The organism is Polymorphobacter megasporae, assembly GCF_018982885.2.
Classification (GTDB): domain Bacteria; phylum Pseudomonadota; class Alphaproteobacteria; order Sphingomonadales; family Sphingomonadaceae; genus Polymorphobacter_B; species Polymorphobacter_B megasporae.
In genome coordinates this window covers 37,361-53,240 of record NZ_CP081849.1, presented here as the reverse complement: position 1 = coordinate 53,240, position 15,880 = coordinate 37,361, and the positions used below count along the sequence as shown (strand labels likewise).

General features: G+C 65.9%; 16 protein-coding genes. 8 read left to right on the top strand and 8 right to left on the bottom strand.

The window, feature by feature from the left end; genetic code table 11:
- Positions 1-6 precede the first annotated feature (6 nt).
- Positions 7-801, top strand: a complete 795-nt coding sequence (locus KTC28_RS18645) for an alpha/beta fold hydrolase (RefSeq protein WP_216710638.1) — start codon at positions 7-9, stop codon at positions 799-801.
- Here KTC28_RS18645 and KTC28_RS18640 read toward each other — a convergent pair.
- The 3 genes from KTC28_RS18640 to KTC28_RS18630 are packed head-to-tail and all read right to left on the bottom strand — an operon-like array spanning position 798 to position 3,240.
- Positions 798-1,742: a LysR family transcriptional regulator gene (locus KTC28_RS18640; RefSeq protein WP_216710639.1), complete on the bottom strand. Its 945-nt coding sequence runs from the start codon at positions 1,740-1,742 to the stop codon at positions 798-800. The genes KTC28_RS18645 and KTC28_RS18640 overlap by 4 nt on opposite strands.
- Before the next feature lie 42 nt (positions 1,743-1,784).
- Complete coding sequence (locus KTC28_RS18635) at positions 1,785-2,642, bottom strand: hypothetical protein (protein WP_216710640.1); 858 nt, start codon at positions 2,640-2,642, stop codon at positions 1,785-1,787.
- 34 nt (positions 2,643-2,676) lie between these two features.
- Positions 2,677-3,240 carry a cytochrome b gene (locus tag KTC28_RS18630; protein ID WP_216710641.1) on the bottom strand — a complete coding sequence of 188 codons (564 nt, stop codon included), beginning with the start codon at positions 3,238-3,240 and terminating at the stop codon, positions 2,677-2,679.
- 151 nt (positions 3,241-3,391) lie between these two features.
- On the opposite strand from KTC28_RS18630, the gene KTC28_RS18625 reads away from it, so the two are divergent.
- Both KTC28_RS18625 and KTC28_RS18620 read left to right on the top strand, forming a co-directional pair.
- Entirely contained in the window at positions 3,392-4,264 is an 873-nt protein-coding gene (locus KTC28_RS18625; RefSeq protein ID WP_216710642.1) for a DODA-type extradiol aromatic ring-opening family dioxygenase, read from the top strand.
- Positions 4,261-4,551: a hypothetical protein gene (locus KTC28_RS18620; protein ID WP_216710643.1), complete on the top strand. Its 291-nt coding sequence runs from the start codon at positions 4,261-4,263 to the stop codon at positions 4,549-4,551. Before KTC28_RS18625 ends, KTC28_RS18620 begins: the two co-directional genes overlap by 4 nt.
- Before the next feature lie 6 nt (positions 4,552-4,557).
- On the opposite strand, the gene KTC28_RS18615 is transcribed toward KTC28_RS18620, so the two are convergent.
- From KTC28_RS18615 to KTC28_RS18595, 5 genes are all read right to left on the bottom strand, one after another.
- Positions 4,558-5,214 (bottom strand): TetR/AcrR family transcriptional regulator, encoded by a 657-nt coding sequence (locus KTC28_RS18615; protein ID WP_216710644.1) that lies wholly within the window; start codon positions 5,212-5,214, stop codon positions 4,558-4,560.
- Between the two features lie 90 nt (positions 5,215-5,304).
- Positions 5,305-6,390 (bottom strand): amidohydrolase family protein, encoded by a 1,086-nt coding sequence (locus tag KTC28_RS18610; protein ID WP_216710645.1) that lies wholly within the window; start codon positions 6,388-6,390, stop codon positions 5,305-5,307.
- Between the two features lies 1 nt (position 6,391).
- Positions 6,392-6,901: a cupin domain-containing protein gene (locus KTC28_RS18605; RefSeq protein ID WP_216710646.1), complete on the bottom strand. Its 510-nt coding sequence runs from the start codon at positions 6,899-6,901 to the stop codon at positions 6,392-6,394.
- Position 6,902: 1 nt separating this feature from the next.
- Positions 6,903-7,658, bottom strand: a complete 756-nt coding sequence (locus tag KTC28_RS18600) for an SDR family NAD(P)-dependent oxidoreductase (RefSeq protein WP_216710647.1) — start codon at positions 7,656-7,658, stop codon at positions 6,903-6,905.
- An 89-nt stretch (positions 7,659-7,747) separates the two neighbouring features.
- Positions 7,748-8,677 (bottom strand): NAD-dependent epimerase/dehydratase family protein, encoded by a 930-nt coding sequence (locus tag KTC28_RS18595; protein WP_216710648.1) that lies wholly within the window; start codon positions 8,675-8,677, stop codon positions 7,748-7,750.
- 150 nt (positions 8,678-8,827) lie between these two features.
- Here KTC28_RS18595 and KTC28_RS18590 point away from each other — a divergent pair, with 150 nt between their 5' ends.
- From KTC28_RS18590 to KTC28_RS18570, 5 genes are all read left to right on the top strand, one after another.
- On the top strand, positions 8,828-11,269 hold the full coding sequence (locus tag KTC28_RS18590; RefSeq protein ID WP_216710649.1) for a TonB-dependent receptor: 2,442 nt from the start codon (positions 8,828-8,830) through the stop codon (positions 11,267-11,269).
- A 75-nt stretch (positions 11,270-11,344) separates the two neighbouring features.
- Entirely contained in the window at positions 11,345-12,256 is a 912-nt protein-coding gene (locus KTC28_RS18585; protein WP_216710650.1) for a VOC family protein, read from the top strand.
- A 28-nt stretch (positions 12,257-12,284) separates the two neighbouring features.
- Positions 12,285-13,403 (top strand): FAD-dependent oxidoreductase, encoded by a 1,119-nt coding sequence (locus KTC28_RS18580; protein ID WP_216710651.1) that lies wholly within the window; start codon positions 12,285-12,287, stop codon positions 13,401-13,403.
- Positions 13,404-13,449: 46 nt separating this feature from the next.
- On the top strand, positions 13,450-14,604 hold the full coding sequence (locus KTC28_RS18575; protein WP_216710652.1) for an alpha/beta hydrolase family protein: 1,155 nt from the start codon (positions 13,450-13,452) through the stop codon (positions 14,602-14,604).
- Entirely contained in the window at positions 14,597-15,877 is a 1,281-nt protein-coding gene (locus tag KTC28_RS18570; protein ID WP_216710653.1) for a fumarylacetoacetate hydrolase family protein, read from the top strand. Before KTC28_RS18575 ends, KTC28_RS18570 begins: the two co-directional genes overlap by 8 nt.
- Positions 15,878-15,880: the final 3 nt, after the last annotated feature.

Below are 15,880 nucleotides of genomic sequence, written 5' to 3'. Positions count from 1 at the left end.
GGGGGCATGCCATTCGCCCAGGTTCGCGATCTGAAGCTCTATTACGAGATCGTCGGTGCCGGGCCGCGGCTGCTGTTCATCAACGGCACCGGGGCCGACCTTCGGCAGCGGCAGCCCTATGTCGACACGCTCTCGAAGCGTTTCACCGTGCTGCGCTATGACCAGCGCGGGCTCGGCCAGACCGAAAAGCCCGACCGGCGCTACAGCATGGCCGACTATGCCGACGACGCCGCGGCGCTGATGGACGTCGCAGGGTGGGACCGGGCGGCGGTGCTCGGCGTGTCGTTCGGCGGGTCGGTGGCGCAGGAATTCGCGCGGCGGCATCCCGCACGGATCACGAAGATGGTCCTCGCGTGCGCCAACCCCGGCGGGTCGTATGGCTATCCGCTGCTTGCGCTACACGCCAAGGACCCGGAGACGCGCGCGCGGAAGATGCTCTCGCTCGACCTGCGCAAATCGCTCGAATGGCAGGCGGCTAACCCCGAGGAGGCGCTCATCCTGATCGAGCAGGGCAAGAAGCGCGGCGGCCCGGTCGATCCGTCGGATCCGCACGCGGCGATGGGCGCGCGACGCCAGCTCGAAGCGCGCGAGGAGCATGACGCGCTCGGCTGGCTCGACCAGATCGGGGTGCCGGTGGCGCTGTTCGGCGGGCGCTACGACCTGCTCGGAACCGAGGCGGGGCAGCGCGCGATGGCGGCGAAGATTCCCGGGTCGGTGATGCGACTGTTCGAGGGCGCGCATGGCTTCCTCAACGAAGACCCCGAGGCCGTCCCGGCGATCGTCGAGTTCCTGAGCAGCTAGCTGCGCCCGTTCCGTTCGGGCGGGGCACCCGACGTCGACCGCAGCTGCTTGGCGATCCCCTTGAGCCGCTCGACCAGCCACGCCACTGCCGGATCGTTTGCGCTGCGCGACGACCACTGCGCGCTTTCGCGGACCGGCGGCAGCTCGAAGGGCAGCTCCATCAGCACGAGCGGCAGATACTCGGCGAGCCGCACCGCCAGGAGCCGGTGGATCGTGGCGATCCGGTTGGTGCCGACCAGCAACCCCCCGACCGACGAGAAGTTCGGCGCGATCACCTCGACCCGGCGCGCGACCGACCGCAACCTCGTCGCGGTCGCTTCATAGCTCGACGTCGCCTGGCCGAAGCGGACCGCGACATGCGCGAGCCGCTCGTAGCAGTCGAGTGTCATCGGCCCCTGCAGCATCGGATTGCCCTGCCAGCCAGCGACGACGAAATCCTCAGTGTAGAGCAAGGCGCTCGGCTGCTCGCTCGAGATGACGTTGTCGATCCCGATCAGGATGTCGGCGCGGCCGCGCTGCAGCGCCTCGACCGGATGCTCGATGATCGGCACGAGTTCGAAGCGGATACCCGGCGCTTCGACGGCGCAGGCGACGATCGCCGGGCGCAGCAGAATTTCGAAGATATAGTCGGTCGCCATGACGGTCAGCGTCCGGTCCGATGTCGCCGGGTCGAACGGTTCGGCGACCATGATCGTCGCGCGGATCTGCTCGAGCACCGAGTGGACCGGATCGACCAGCTTTTCGGCGCGCGGGGTCAGCGCCATGCTGCGCCCCTGCAGGACGAGCAGATCGTCCTTGAAATACTCGCGCAGCCGGGAAAGCGCGCCGCTCGCCGCCGACTGGCTGAGGTTGAGCCGGTCGGCGGCGAGCGAAACGCCGCGTTCCTGCAGCAGGGCATCGAGCGCGATCAACAGGTTGAGGTCGAGCTTTTCGAGACGCATCGAATGCGTCTACGGGCGTGCCGCGATCCTCGCAAGCGGCGGTCAAGTCGAGGCGAAGACCGCTTCGATCGGCTCGAAATAGCTGAAGGTGCTGACCACCTTTTCGTCCGCCGGGACCGGGATGAAGCCCGAATAGGAATGCGTCGCCACCAGGTTGCCCGCCTTGAGGCCTTCGCGGCTGCGCATCAGGTTGACGAGCGGGAACATCGACATGAACGGATCGACCAGCGGGTGCCCGCCGACGGTGTCGACCAGCCGCTCGTCGCCGGCGTCCATCGTCACGCGCATCTTGAGGAAATCGAACTCCTGCCAGTCCTTGACCGCCTTGCCGACGACGTATCCGCCCGAGGCATTGCCGTCGGCCAGTCCGTCGAACCGCGGGTTGATGCGATAACCGTTGACGATTTTCCGCATGTGCGCGGCGGAATCGAAGCGGAAGCGCGGTCCGATGATCTCGAACACCGGCAGCACTTCCATGCCCTCGACGATCTCCTGATAGCTGTACGGCTTTTCGCGGGGCGCGAAGTCGCGCAGCGTGCGGCACGCGAGTTCGGGTTCGATCCAGCGATGCTGCGAACATTCGGGCGGCAGGACCGCGGGGCTTTCCCAGATGTCGTAAATCGCCGTGCGCAGCGGGGCCTGTTGGATCATCGCGCCGATGTAGAACTTCCACCCGAGCACGGCGCGGCCGAGCAACTCGATCACGATGTCGTTGATGATCTGAGCCTCGTCGCGGTTGCGCGGCGCGGCGTCTTCGGGGAAGCCCTCCGCGCCCTGCAGCTCGATCTCGCCGCGACGCATCGCGACGATCAGTTCGGCCGCCTTGCGATAGCGTTCCGGCTCGTGCGGGAATTTCTGCGGCAACGGCCCGCGTCCGGCGGGGGCTGGCTTGTCTGACATGTCGACCTCTCGAGGGGGTGGAACGGTTAAAGGATCAGGTGAGTCGCGGCAGCATCCGCGTCAGCACGCCGTCGCGCTCGATGAACCGGTGGCGCAGCGCCGCAAGGATGTGGAGGACGGCGAGACCGACCATCAGCCACGCGAGATTGACGTGGATGAAGTGCGCGCCGCCCGCCGACGCCCAGCCTCGCGGGACCGGCAGGAAGGGAACGTCGAACAGGCCGAACCCGAAAGCGTGGCGGACCGGAACCGCCGAGCTCATCCACCAGCCGCTCAGCGGCAGGACGAGAAGCAGGACGTAGAACAGGACGTGCGTCGCGCGGGCGATGCGGCGCATCATCGGCGTCATCGCGGTCGGCAGCGGCGGCGGCCGGTGGCCCAGCCGCCATGCGACCCGCACCAGCGTCAGGGCCAAGATCGCGATGCCGATCGACTTGTGCAGGTTTGTTGCCGACTGCCCTGCCGCGGTCTTGAAGGTCGCGCCGTACCAGCCGATCGGGATGGTCGCGAGGACGCATGTTGCAATCGACCAGTGCAGCAAAATCGCCGTGCGTGAATAACGGGTCAACTGGTTGGGTGCATCTGCATTGGTTGCCATGACGGCTGAATGCGGTTCCCAGGACGGCATCACAAGGCGCGGTTACCGATACGAGCTATCTCAACCATCAATTCGACTGCGCTGACCGGTGTTCTATCCATCCGGTCAAGCGGACGACCAGCTTCATGTCGCGCGCAATGGAAAGACGACGATGGCAAGACTGGTGCACCTCTCGGTCTGTCCGCACGATCCGGTCCTGCCGGGGGCGGGGCGCGACGGCAGGCCGGTCTCGGTCGAGGCGCGGCGCCTGCTCGACGGGATCGCGCGGATGCGCGAGGGACTTGAGGCATCGCGACCCGACGTCATCGTCATGGCGGGCAGCGATCACCTCTGCCAGTTCTTCTTCAACAACATGCCGGCGTTCCTGATCGGCAAGGCCGAACGCGTCGCCGGGCCGCCCGGATACGAACAGCGCGACTGGGGACTCGCGACCTATGACGCGCCGATCGAAGGGCAGTTGGCGCGGTACATCCTGACGCAGGGTTTCGAGAACGATATCGACTTCGCTTACTCGGACGAGTTCGTCGTCGACCACGCCTTTTCGGTCCCGCTCAATTTTATGCGCCCACAGGGCGATCTGCCGGTCGTGCCGATCTTCCTCAACTTCCTCGCGCCGCCGGTGCCGCCGGCGCGACGCTATCTCAAGGTCGGCCACATCGTCCGCAAGATCATCGAGGAATGGCCCGAGAATCTGCGCGTCGCGGTAATCTGCACCGGCCACATGACCAACGGCGTCGGCGGTCCGTACATGCTGCGCCATACCGAGCGCCCCGAGAGCGAATGGGACCGCATCGTCAACGACGCGATGCTGCGCAACGATGTCGCCGAGCTCGTCGCGCACTCGTCTTGGGAGGAGATGTACGCGCAGGGCAACAACACGCCCGGCTTTCTCGGCTTTATCTTCGCTTATGGGGTTGCCGATGGCGCGCCCTACTCGTGGCACGACTATGTCCCGTCGCGGGCGCAGCCGCTGATGATCCTGCTCGAGTGGACCGAAGACCAGCTCAACGGAGGCCGGACATGAGCCGCTACGCCGTCAACAAGGTGCTGTGGGAAGTCGCGCGCGACGACGTTAAGGCGGCAACGTTCATCACCGCGCCCGAGCCGTTTCTCGCCGATCGGGGACTGACCAACGAGGAATATCGCCAGCTCCGCGATTGCGATTTCGCCGCCATGTTCGCCGCCGGCGCACACCCATTTCTGCTATTCACCTTCCGGATCAAATTGTCGGGCGGCTTCAGCTTTCCGATGATGGTCGAGCATGTCCGCGTGCTGTCGGCGGTCGAGCCGCCGCTCGACATTTCGACGTGAGCCCCGTCAGCGCTTGCGCATCCCGTCGAGAAACAGCTTGACGAGGAACGCCTGAAAGTCGGCGGTCGACTGCTCGAGGTCGGCCCCTTCGGGCAGCAATTCACGGATCAGCGACCCGGCCGAAGAGAAGAAGTCGCTCGCGCCGAGCACGGCGAGATGGAGGAACAGCGGATCGGTCGCGACCAGATCGACGCCGCCATCGGCGCTCAACAGCTTCCGATAGTAATCGACGACGTCGCGGTTCATCCCGCGGACCCGCTCGCGCGCTTCCTTGTTGCCGATTTCTTCGAGCTCGTCGTTGATCAACCGGTGGAGGTATGGTGCGCGCCGGACGAGCTGGACGGTTCGCGCAATATGCGCGCCTAGTTCGGCGACCGGCTTTTCCTTCGGGCGCGCTTCGAGCCGCGGGTGTCCGGTGACGCGGTCGATGACTTCGACGAGCAGCGCTGCGCGATTGCCGAAGTAATAGCGGATCAGCGCCGGATCGGCATTCGCCGCGCGCGCGATCCGCGAAATCGTCACACGCGACGGTGGCATTTCGCGCAGCAGTTCTTCGGCAGCGACGAGCAGCCGCTCACGCCCGACGTCGTTCTCGCCCGACACGGGACGGCCCTGCCCACGCTTCTTGATCGCGGGCTTCGTCCGTGGAGCAGTCGTGGCCATTGCGGCGGTATCCCGTTTCCGCGGAGGGTTGGCAACCAGCGCCAGCTTATTGTCCCCTCGTCGCGTGGCCATCGGGTTTCGCGCGCGCGATCAAATCTTGAAGACCCGGGCGGCGACGTCTTCGAACAGGGCCTTTTTGTCGCTCTCGCTCAGCGGCATCGCCTCGACGAAGCCGACCGCCTCCGCCTGCTTCTCGAACGGGTAGTCGGTCGCATACATCACGCGGTCGCGGCCGAGGACGTCGAGCGTCATGCGGAGCTGCGGCCAGTAGTTCATGCCGCTCGTCGTCACCCACAGGTTTTCGCGGATATAATCGCTCGGCAGCCGCTGCATCGGCTTCGCGCCGCCGAACATGCCCGCGCGCATCGCGACGTAGCGATTGTCGATCCGTGGCAGCCAGAAGGGCAGCGCTTCACCCATATGGCCGACGACGATCCTGAGCTTGGGGAAATGGTCGAACACCCCCGCGCTGATCAGCTTGAGGACGTGGGTGCCGACCTCGACCCCATAGGCCCACGCCGGGCCGCCGGCGACCGGACCGGACATGATTTCGCGCATCCCGGTCGCAGGTTCGCGCGGGTGGATGTAAATCGGCAAGTCGAGCGCTTCGGCGGCCTCGAAAATCGGCCAGAATTGTTTCTCGTCAAGATAATGGTCGAAGGTGTGGCTGTTGATGACCGCGCCCTTCAACCCCAGGGTCCGCGTCGCGCGCTCGAGCTCTTTCGCTGCCGCCGCCGGGTCCTGCGGCGCGACCGCCGCGAGCGCCGCGAGGCGCGTCGGATGGCGTTTGCACGCGGCGGCGACATAGTCGTTCGACTCGGCGGCGAGCGCCACCGCGGTCGCGCGCTCGAATATCTGGACCCCGGGCGACGCCAGCAAAAGCAGCTGCATGTCGATGCCGTCGGCATCCATCGCCGCGATCCGTCCGGCATCGAGGTCGGTCAGCACGCGCCCGATCCCGCCGCCCGGTCCGCCGTCGACGATGAACGGCACGCCGGGGATATGCGTCTTGTTATTCTGCGCGAGCACCCCGGGAGACAGGAAGCCCTCCTCGGTCGCGATGCGGCGGTACGCCCGCTTGCGCGGCGGGGAGGCACCGGCCGTGGCGGCGGCGCCCAGAGCTACAGTCCCCGCGAGCAGCGTCCGCCGTGTCAGCGTCATGGTTTGGTCCTTCATGTCAGGGCTTGAGGTTGAGGCGCGGGTGAAGGTCCTCGAGCGGCTTGCCGTCGACCGTCACCGGTTTGGCGTCGAGCAAAACGAAGGCGACGCGCGCGGTCGTGTCGGCGCTCGGGTTGCGCCACGAATGGATCGTGCCGCGCTGGATGACGATCCCGCCCGGCTCGACCAATGTCGTCGCGCCGTCGTCGAGGATCAGCTCGATCGAACCCGATAGCACGATGCCGTAATCGAGGCTGCTCGTGCGGTGCATCGGCGCGGTCGTGCCGGGGAACATGTCGACGGTGCGGATCACCGATCCGCTGGGCAGGACGAGGTCGACGTTGCGGCTTCGTCCGTCGGTGGCATCGTCATTGTCGACCGGCGACCCCGTCGACGTCCAAATCGTCGTCAGGATAGCAGTCCCATTCGGATTCGGTTGGCCGAGAAAAGCATCGTCGGAGATCACGACTGCCTTGCCGGCGGCGTCGTGTCCGGTCACGACGCGGCGAACGGGCGATAAGTTCTTCATCTCAGCTCCCATCGGTAATCACGGTGCCGCCGTCGACGACGATCACCTGGCCATTGACGAAGCCGCCGGCAGGGGCGGCGAGGAACACCGCCGCGCCGGCGATCTCGTGCGGCTGGCCGACGCGGCGTAGCGGTGTCATCTGCATCCGCATTTCCATGAACGGTTTGTTGTTGATCAGCCGGTCGGCGAAGCTCGTCGCGATCAGCCCGGGGGCAATCGCGTTGGTGCGGACGCCCTTCGGCCCCCATTGCACCGCAAGGTTGCGCGCGAGCTGGACCACTCCCGCCTTTGCCATCGCATAGCCCTCGATCCGGCCGTTGCCGCGCAAGCCGGCGATGCTCGCGATCAACACCACCGACGCGCCCGCGCGCCCGGCCATCACCGGCAGCGCATGCTTGGTCAGCACGACCATCGACCGCAAATTGACTGCGATAACGCGATCGAACACCGCCATGTCGAGCGGATCGGCCGACGCGCCGCCCTGGATGCCGGCGTTTGACACGAGGATGTCGATCCCGCCGAAGCGCTCGACCGTCTGCGCGACAAGCGCAGCGATCGCGGCATCGTCCGCCACGTCGCAAACGATGCCCGTTGCACCAAGCGCCTCGGCGGCGGCGGCGGTGTCGGCGGCGTTCTCGCTCGAGACGATTACGGTCGCGCCGCGCGCGATCATCGCCTCGGCGATCGCATAGCCGAGGCCGCGGGTCGACCCCGTCACCAGCACGATCCTGCCCGAAAGATCGAACAAATCCATCATTGCTGCATGATCCTGACCCCGTCTTTCGCGCCGTTTCGACGGCTTTATTCACTGCATAAGGAATAAAAAATCCATCGGCAAGCGTTGTCCTAGCCGCGCTCGATCCGCGCGATCACCGCGTCGACCAGCGCTTCGGTATTGCCGTCGCTGACGAAGCCGATTTCGAACGCGGCGCTGGCGTCGAGCGGCGGCTGGTCGTTCTTCCCGCCGCCATAGTCGACGCGCAGCGCGTGCCCCGTCCGCTTCGCCAGCGCCGCGACGAGCGATTCGAGCCGTACGACGGTAGCGGGCAGCGTCCACGCACGGTGCGCCGCCAGCGCCGCCGCCGACATCATCGCGGCGTGGATGGTATTGTCGGCGACCGCGTCCACGCTCTGCAGCCAGATGTGCGAGTCGGCGCGCGCCGGCACCGCGATGTCACGGCGTTCGACCGCGGCATGGAACAAGTCGCTCATCCATGCCGTCGCAAAGCCCGCATAGGCGCCGCGCGGACGGGCGACGATCCCGGCGGGGCGGATGGCGCGGCCGTCGACCAGGCCCCGCCGCGTCAGGTCGGCGAGGTAGAGTTCGACCATCGCCTTGTGGGTGCCGTAACTGCCGGAGGGGCGAAGCGCCGTGCTATCGGTCACGATTTGATCGGCCCGGCCCAGCGCCGCGATCGAGCTGGTATAGACGACGACCGGCGCGCCGTTCCCGGCGACGGCGTTGAGCAATGCTAGCGAACCGTCGAGGTTGACGCTCCTGCCGAGCGCCGGCTCGCGCTCGGCGGCGCCGCCCGGCAAAGACGCGAGGTGGAAGAGAACGTCGACTCCGCACTCGACCAGCCGCGCGCGGACGTGCGGGTCGGCATAGGTGCCGGTGATGACTACCGCGCTTGGGCGCTCGAAAGCCTGGACGTCGTTCAACCGGAGCTCGGTCACGGGCCCGAGCGCGCCGCGCTCGATCCGGTCGACCACCGCGCGGCCGATGAAGCCTGCAGCTCCTGTGACCACGACCCGCACGCCACCCGCTTGCCGCATTGAACCTCCCCCGACCGCTCCGGCGAACCATAACCGGTACGATCCGAAAATGGTAGATCGACAGACATCTGACAATAATAGTTGCAGGCCTTCGCGCTATTCTGTATCGCAGGAATATTGGTCGCTAGAACCAAGCAAGGGGGAGGAATCGTGAACCACATTATTTTGGCGTCCGTGTCGGTTTTGGCCATCACCGCGTCATCGGGGCAGGCGCAGACTGCGCCGACCACACCAGCGCCGCAGCAGGTTGCGGCGTCCGACGAGGTTCCCACCGGCCTGCAGGACATCATCATTACCGCGCAGCGCACCACCGAATCGGCGCAAAAGGCACCGGTCGCGATCGCGGTGATCAAGCCCGAGGAATTAATCCGCCAAAACGTCACCCGCGCTGAGGATCTGTCGCGCGTCGTCCCAGCCCTCATCGCGACCGCATCGGGCGGTCCGAACACAACCTTCTTCCTGCGCGGCGTCGGCAACACAACGGCGAACGCGTACAGCGACCCGGCGATCTCGTTCAACTACGACGGCGTCTATATCGGCCGCCCGAATTCGACTCAGGGGTTCTTCTACGATCTTCAGCGCGTCGAAGTGCTCAAGGGGCCGCAAGGGACGCTCTATGGCCGCAACGCCACCGGCGGCGCGATCAACGTCCTTCCGAACCACCCGGTGATCGGGGAGTCGAGCGCCGCTTTCGAGGCCAGCTACGGCAATTACAGCGCGGTCCAGGGTCGCGGTGCAATCAACCTGCCGATCGGCGACACCGGTGCCTTCCGCCTTTCGGGCACCTACAACAAGCATGACGGCTATCTGTCCGACGGCACCGGCGACCAGAACGAGTACGGGTTCCGCGCTCAGGCACTGGCGGAACTGACGCCCAACCTGACGACCCGGATCGGGGCTGATTACTCACATCAGGGCGGTGTCGGGACGGGATCGTACGTCTACGGCACATATGCCTATAATTTTCCGACAAAAGCGTTTGTGTTCACCCCGACACCGCAATTCGGCCCGACGGTAGGCGTTCACGATCCGCGCACCGAGGCATTCGTCCAGACCCGCTTCATCTCGCAGGCCGGCCGCCTGTCGGAACCCGTCAACAGCTATCCGCGGCAGGACAATACGGCCTGGGGCGTGACCAATGAGACCAATTGGAAAACCGATTTGGGGACGCTGACCGTCCAGACCGGATACCGTGAGTCGGCGATCAACTCGAATTCGACGACGTCGAACTTCCGCGCCTTCTTGATCAACGAGCACAGCCGACAGACCACCGTCGAGGCGCGCTTCGCCGGCAAGATCGGGACGGCGGTCGATTATCTCGTCGGCGCGTTCCTGTTCGACGAGAACATCAAGGACAAATCGGTGATCAATCAGCTGACGCTGACACCGTTCCAGAACTACATCACCGGTACCAATTCGAAGGCGGCATTCGGGCGGCTGGCATTCCACGCGACCGATACGGTGACCTTGACCGCCGCCGGACGTTACACGGACGACCGAAAGCGGTTCAACGGGATAAGCGATACGTATGTGGTTTTCTGCGGCAACCCGGCGCCGCCGCAGGATTTCTGCCCAAATCTGCCGCTGACCCCGCTCGTTTCGAACGCCTCCGATCTGGTGGCGTTCTACACAGCGCGCGGCATTCCGGTCACGCGGGTGCCGTTGTTCGCCCTGCCGCCGGCGGCGGGCGGGTCGCAGACGGCGCCGTTCGTCCTCAATGCGCCGATCTCGATCAATTCGGCGCTCGAAACCAAGAAGTTCACCTACCGCCTTGCTGCCGATTGGCAGGTCACACCGGCCAATCTGCTCTACGCCAGCTACGAAACCGGCTTCCACGCCGGCGGGTTCAGCTTCGGTGTCGGGCGCGAAACTTATAAGCCGGAAACGATCCAGGCGTGGACGATCGGGTCGAAGAACCGCTTCTTCGATAACCGTGTGCAGGTGAACATTGAAGGGTTTTACTGGAAGTACAAGGACCAGCAGGTCAGCCAGTTCGGGACCGACTTCGCGTCGCCGCCGAATTCGGTTTTCTATACCTCGAACGTCGGCAACAGCACGATCAAGGGCGTCGATGTCGACTTCGACGTGCAGGCCACGCCGACTACGCGACTGGGCGGCAGCGTCCAGTATCTCGATGCCAAGTATGATTATTATCCATTCACGGCGTCGCTTGCCGCCCCGACGCCCCCGAACTTCGCGTGCCCCTATACCGTCACAACGCAGTACAACGTCGATTGCTCCGGCAAGACGGCGCTGTTCTCGCCGAAATGGTCGTTCAACGTCAACGTCGAGCAGACGGTCAAGCTCGATGGCTACAAGCTCGTCGGTCAGGTCGGCACGCGGTGGCGCGGTGACTTCTTCGCCACAACGAGTTTCCAGCCATGGACGATTTCCAAGGCGGCGTTCCAGTCCGATGCGTCGCTTACGCTCTCGCCCGATGCCGACAGGTGGTTTCTGACAGCGTTCATCAACAATATCGAGGACAAGCGGCGGATCACGCAGTCCAACGTCAATGCGACGCTCAACGTCCAGTCGGCGGTCGCGAGCGCGCCACGGACATTCGGTGTACGCGTCGGCGCGCGGTTTCAATAGCATCGCGATCGTCTAGACTTGTATTTCCTGTGTATGGGAATTAAAGTCCGGACGATCACATCATAGGAAGATGCCATGCCAATCGCCCGGGTTAGCGACCTGCAGTATATCGCCCATGCCGTTCCCGACCTCGTCGCCGAACGTAAGTTCTACGGCGAGACCTGGGGCCTGACCGAGGTCGCCGAGGCGCACGGCAAGGTCTATTTCGCCGCCGAGGGATCGGCGTATCCCTTCGTCGTCCGGTTGCGGCAGGATGACGAGAAAAAGACCGATCTAATCGGCTTTTCGGCCGCGTCTCGCGCCGACGTCGACGCGATCTTCGCGCAGGCGGTCGCGGCCGGGGCGACGCCGATCGCCGAACCCGGACCCGCCGCGGGGCCGGCGGGGGGCTATGCCGCGCGCTTCTTCGATCCCGACGGGCGTGCGATAGAGGTCATTTGCGATACCGAAAACCGGGTCGCGCGGACACTGAAGCCGGGGGAGGCGATCCCGGTCGGCCTCAGCCACATCGTGCTGCACTCGCCCGACATGAAGGGCCTGCTCAAATTCTACGAGGATGCGCTCGGCTTCCGCGTGTCGGACTGGATCGGGCAGTTCATGGTGTTCATGCGCTGCAACCCGGCGCATCACCGCCTCGCGATCATGGGAGGACCGCCGGCGCTCAACCATGTTGCCTTCGATGTCAGCTCGGTCGACGAGATGATGCGCGGCCTCGCGCGGATGACGCGCGACGGCGTCAAGCTGAGTTGGGGCCCCGGTCGCCATACTGCCGGCAACAACACCTTCACTTATTATCTCACCCCCAACGGTAACGCCGTCGAATACACTTCCGATCTCGAGGACGTCGACGAGGCGACGTGGGTGCCGACGACGTTCGAGATGCGGCCCGATATCACCGACCAGTGGGGGACCGGGCGGATCATCATGGGGAACGTTCCGCATGTGACGGCGAACGCCGATAAGGGTCTCTGGTGCGTACCAGCGTGACCTTGGTATTCTCGCGAAAGGCAGCAGCATGATCGATAGCGTTCTGGTCGTCGGCGGGGGCATCGGCGGCATGACCGCCGCGCTCGCGCTGGCCCGGCGGGGCGTCGCCGTGACGCTGATCGATTCCGATCCGAACTGGCGGGTCTACGGCGCGGGCATCACAATCACCGGCATGTCGCTGCGCGCGTTCGACGATCTCGGGGTGCTCGACGACATACGGACCCGGGGCTTCGTCCACAACGGCATGCGCCCTAAGAGGTTCGACGGCGCGGCGCTTGGCGAACCGAGATTTGCACCCCCGGGGTCGCCGCCGATCATGTACGGCGGCGGCGTCATGCGCCCAGTGCTGCACGATATCTTGTCGACGCGCGTCCGCAGCGCCGGGGTCGAGGTCAGACTCGGCGTGACGGTCGCCACGCTCGATCAGGACGACGACGGCGTCGATGTCGCGCTGACCGACGGCACGACGGCGCGCTACGATCTGGTCGTCGGTGCCGACGGCATTTTTTCCAAAATGCGCAACATGATCTTTCCCGACGCGGCGAAACCGAAGTTCACCGATCAGGGGTGCTGGCGGATCGTCGCCGACCGTCCGCCCGAAATTGACCGTGCTGAAATCTATTTCGGCGGTCCGCTCAAGATTGGCATGTCGCCAATCTCGCAGGATGAGATGTACGTCTTCCTGCTCGAACATGTCCCCGGCAACCCGTGGTTCGCGCCCAAGATGCACATCGAGCATCTGAGCGCCCTGATGGCGCCGTTCGGCGGCATCGTGCCGACGATCCGCGCCGGCCTCGGCGAGCATTCGCAGATCAACTATCGCCCGCTCGAATGGCTTTTGCTCACCGATCCGTGGTACCTCGGTCGCGTCGTCCTGATCGGCGATGCTGCACACGCGACGACGCCGCACATGGCTTCCGGCGCGGGGCTCGCGGTCGAGGACGGGCTCGTCCTCGCCGACGAGCTCGCCCGGACCGACGACGTCGCGGCGGCGCTGCGCGCCTTCATGGACCGGCGCTACGAACGGGCGAAGCTTGTGGTCGAGACCTCGGTGCGCCAGGGCGAGATGGAAATCGCCGGTGCCGACCGCGCACTCCAGACCAGCGTGACGATCGCTGCGACGCAGGCCCTCGCGCAACCCTATTGACCCGCCCGGGCGCACCAAGCCGGGGCAACGCAAACAGGATTGACACATGACGCTCTTGGATCCGCGGATCGCGCCGCCGCGCACGCTCGACGAACTGCGGCAGGAGACCGTCAAGCGGATCACGTCGGGCGGCTACCCCGGGCGCGGCGTCCGCCCGGTGGATGCGCAGACCGCGATGGCGGCGCTGACCTCGCTCGACCCCGAGGACTGGGCGAAAGTGTGGATGGCCGTCGGCGATCGCGTCGTCGACGAGGCCGACCGCGCTGTACCGGACGCGCAGGGCACGCTGTTCCAGAGCGCCTACGCCGCGTACACGATGGGGCGTTTCCCGACGATCGCGACGCCGGGCAAGCAGGCATCGTACGAAAAGGCGATCTCCGCTTACATGCGCTACGCCGCACTGCTGCCGCAGCGGCTCGAGGTCGTGCGCATTCCGTTCGAGGGCAGCGAGATCATCGGCTATCTCCGCAAGCCCGACGGGCCGGGGCAATTCCCGCTGATGGTCCAGTGCGGGGGGCTCGACTTCTGGAAGGAAAACGTCGCCGACGAGGCGCTGTCGTACATGCCGCACGGCATCGGCGTGTTCGCCATGGACATGCCGGGGACCGGCCAGTCGCCGATCAAGGGCGACGTCGGGTCGGAGCGGGTGTTCAGCCGTGTCTTCGACTGGGCGGAGACGCGGCCCGACGTCGATTCGACCCGGATGTTCATGCGCGGGGTCAGCTGGGGCGGTCACTGGGCGACACGCGTCGCGATTGCCGAAAAGGGCCGTCTGCTCGGCGCGATCAACCACGGCGGCGCGGTCCATTATTTCTTTCAGCCCGAATGGCAGCTCAAGGCGCTCGGGACGCGCGAATATCTGCTCGACCTGTTTGGCGCGCGGGCAAACGTATTCGGCGTCACGACTCTCGACGAGTTTCTTGCATACGGCCCGCGGATGTCGCTGCTCAACGACGACCGGATCGACCTCCCCTGCGCGCCTATGCTGGTGATGAACGGCGCGAAGGATAGTCAGGTGCCGATCGCCGACCAGCTCCTGCTGTTGCAGCGCGGGGACGCCAAAGAGGCGTGGATTAACCCGAGGGGGGCACACATGGGCTTTGGGGCGGGGTGGGGTCCCGATCGCACGATCCGCGACATCATCGCCCCGTGGCTGCTAAAGAAGCTGGCGCAGCACGCGGCGGAGCACGGTCATGGCTGATCTCAACGCGACGCACGATCCGGCCCGGCGCAGCTGGCTCGACAGCGCCAATATCGCCGGGACCGACTTCCCGGTACAGAACCTGCCGTTCGGGGTCTTCAAGACCGACGGCACGGCGCCGCGTGGTGGCGTCGCGCTCGGCGACCGGATCATCGACCTCACGCGGCTCGCCGACCGGTTGGGCGATACCGCCCGCGCCGCGACCGGTCCGACGCTCGCTCCGCTGATCGAACAGCCGCCGGCGGCAATGTCGGCGCTGCGGGCAGCGCTCAGCGACCTGTACCGCGCCGACGGGCCCGATCGTGCCGCCGCCGAGGCCGCGCTGGTGCCGATGGCGGGCGCCGAACTGCTGCTTCCCGTCAAGCCCGTCGCGTTCGCCGACTTCTGCTGTTCGATCGAACATGTCCGCCGGATGGCCGCGACCTCGGGCCGCCCGATCGCGCCATGCGCCGACTTGCTGCCGGTTAGCTATAATGGCCGCGCCAGTTCGGTTGCGGTCAGCGGCACGCCGGTGGTGCGCCCGACCGGGCAGTCCGAGTTCCCCCCGGGCAGTGGCAAGGTCGCCTTCCAGCCCGAGCGCCGCCTCGACTACGAGCTCGAATTCGGCGTCTGGCTTCGCGGCGGCAATGCGCTCGGCGTGCCGATCACGGTCGCCGCAGCCGAGGCGATGATGTTCGGCTGCAGCCTCGTTAACGACTGGTCGGCGCGCGGCATCCAGTTCTTCGAATCGATGCTCGGGCCGCATCTTGGCAAGAGCTTCATGACGACGGTGTCGCCGTGGATCGTGACGATGGAGGCGCTCGCCCCCTTCCGCGTCACCGCACGCGGTCGCGTCGGCGACGAGCCGTCGGTGACGGCGCACCTACTCGACCCGGCCGACCGTGCGGCCGGCGGCATCCGAATCGCGATGACCGCCGACCTGTCGACCGCGACCGCCGTATCTGTACGCATCTGCACCACCGGCTTCGAGACGATGTTCTGGACGCTCGCGCAGATGGTCGCGCATCAGGCGTCGAGCGGTGCCCCGCTCGAGGCCGGCGACCTACTCGCGAGCGGCACCGTCTCCGGTCCGGCCGAGGAAGCCAAGGCATGCCTCGCCGAGTTCAACCAGCGCGGCACGAATCCGGCAGTGTTGACCGACGGCACCAAGCGTCTCTGGCTCGAAGATGGCGACACACTGGCGATCACCGCGACGGCGCACGCCGAGGGCCATGTGCCGATAGGCTTTGGCCCATGCACCGGCACGATTCATCCCGCGGTCGCGTGGGCGTAAGGA